At 32.8% G+C, this 662-nt stretch carries 1 pseudogene; it reads left to right on the top strand.

The features are described from left to right. Positions 1-79 precede the first annotated feature (79 nt). Positions 80-661: pseudogene (locus NF27_RS06800) on the top strand (IS6 family transposase); the annotation flags it as partial. Position 662: the final 1 nt, after the last annotated feature.

Consider the following 662-nt stretch of genomic DNA (forward strand, 5'->3'; position numbering starts at 1 on the left):
CTTAATAATTAGCTATATGAAAAAGTACAAGTCTGTAGATTTCAAATGACGTCACGATGAGGGAGGCTGGTATCTTAGATATAAACTTAGTTATCGTAATTTAAGTGAAATGATGGAAAAGAGAGGACTAAACATCTGCCCAAGTACAATATACAGGTGGGTACAGCATTATGGTCCTGAAATACAAAAGAAAGTTTGTTACTTTCTCAAATCTACCAATTCTTCCTGGTACCTAGATGAAACTTACATCAAGGTTAAAGGTAAGTGGCTATACTTGTACAGAGCCATTGATAGTAACAAAAATACTATTGACTTCTACCTAAGCAAAACACGTATCCACAAAGCAGCTAAATTATTCTTAAATAAGTTGATTAATAAGAAAAATGTTGCTGAACCTAAAAGTATCGCGGTAGATGCTAATCACTCATATACATTAGCTTTTACTAAACTACAAAAAATTGAGCAAAATCACAGACGGGTAAAATGGAAAACCAAAGATGCTATGGGCTATCATAGTTACAAAACAGCCTATCGAGGTATTGAGACAATGACCATGTTATTTAAGGGACAGCTTTATCACTTGCTTAAGAGTTCAGCTATAAATATTAAATACTTTATTGAGAGACAATTTAATTTACCTACTCCTGCTTATATATTCTAAA

Source organism: Candidatus Jidaibacter acanthamoeba (genome assembly GCF_000815465.1).
GTDB lineage: Bacteria > Pseudomonadota > Alphaproteobacteria > Rickettsiales > Midichloriaceae > Jidaibacter > Jidaibacter acanthamoebae.